This is a genomic window from Armatimonas sp. (genome assembly GCF_031410135.1).
In the GTDB taxonomy this organism is placed as follows: Bacteria; Armatimonadota; Armatimonadia; order Armatimonadales; family Armatimonadaceae; genus Armatimonas.
The window spans coordinates 1-1,287 of the sequence record NZ_JANNYP010000037.1 but is presented as its reverse complement, the minus strand read 5'-3'; the positions used below and the strand labels follow the sequence as shown (position 1 = coordinate 1,287).

Sequence of the window (1,287 nt, the reverse complement as noted above, 5' to 3'; positions counted from 1 at the left end):
CGATGTGCACGGCGAGGTGATCCACGGAATTCTCCGCTAGCCGCCGGTTGGAAACCGGCGTCAACAGTGGCTTCGTCCCTCAGCCGCAAAGCCCGTGCCGGGCTCGCCTCCCCCGCGCCTTAGAGTGCGACCCCTCCGGCTTCGCGAAGGGGATCTTGCTTTGGTAGCCCGGCACGGGCTTTGCGGCGGAACGCCACTGCAGACGCCTCATTTCATGAGGCGGCTCTGCGGATCAGCCGTGGCCCAATATCGCTAAGCTTCGGGCAACCGGCAAGGCCCATCGAGAGCTTGAGGTCGTCTTGGAGGTGCTGTAGGACATGCGCGACCCCTGCTTCACCACTAACGGCAAGCGCCCAGAGGTAGGGGCGGCCAATCAGCACGGCGCGGGCTCCGAGGGCAAGGGCCTTGAGGATATCGGTGCCGCGACGGATACCGCCGTCCACATAGACCTCAGCATGGTCTTGCACCGCGGCGACGATCTCGGGGAGGGCTTCGGCGGTGCTGACCACGCTATCGAGCTGCCGCCCGCCGTGGTTAGAGACGACGATACCGGCCACGCCGTGCTGGACGGCCAGAAGGGCGTCCTCGGCGGTGAGAATCCCCTTGACCACAATCGGCAGGTGTGTGATGCTCCGCAGCCAGTCCAAAGCGTCCCAGGTCAGGCTCGGGTCAAACTGCGCCGCAACATAGGCCAGAAGTGCGGAGCCCTCCGCGGTGTCGGGGATGGCCTGCTCGAAGTTGGCGGCGCGGATGTGGGGAGGAACTTTGAAGCCGTTGCGAATGTCCCGCTCCCGCCGCCCCGGCCAGGGAACATCCACCGTCACACAGAGCGCACCAAACCCTGCCGCCTCTGCCCGTTCCACCAATGCCTTTGTTAGCCCACGATCCCGGTAGCAGTAGAGCTGAAGCCAGCGCACGCCGCTCGATGCGGAAGCGAGCTCCTCGACAGAATACGACGAGAGCGTGCTGACAACTTGAACCACGCCCGCCTCCGCCGTGGCACGGGCGACGGCGAGCTCCCCGTCGGGGTGGGCCAGGGCATTGAGGGCGCAGGGTGCGGTGAGAAGTGGCATCGAAACAGGCTGCCCCAGAATCGTCGTGCTCGTCTGGCAGGCGCTCACATCCACCAGCACGCGCGGACGCAGCCGCAAGCCCGCCCAGGCAAGCTCGTTCTCACGAACCGTAATCTCGTCGTCTGCTCCGCCGACGTAAAAGTCGAAGATCGGCTGAGGGAGAATCTCGCGAGCACGCTCTTCGTACTCGCGTAGGTTCAGAGGAGGAGTCATC

1 protein-coding gene is annotated in these 1,287 nt (G+C 65.2%); it reads right to left on the bottom strand.

Annotated elements, in window-relative coordinates; translation table 11 throughout:
* Positions 1–212: 212 nt before the first annotated feature.
* A partial coding sequence (locus RMO15_RS01425; protein ID WP_309707148.1) for an alpha-hydroxy acid oxidase occupies positions 213–1,287 on the bottom strand: 1,075 nt, incomplete at its 5' end.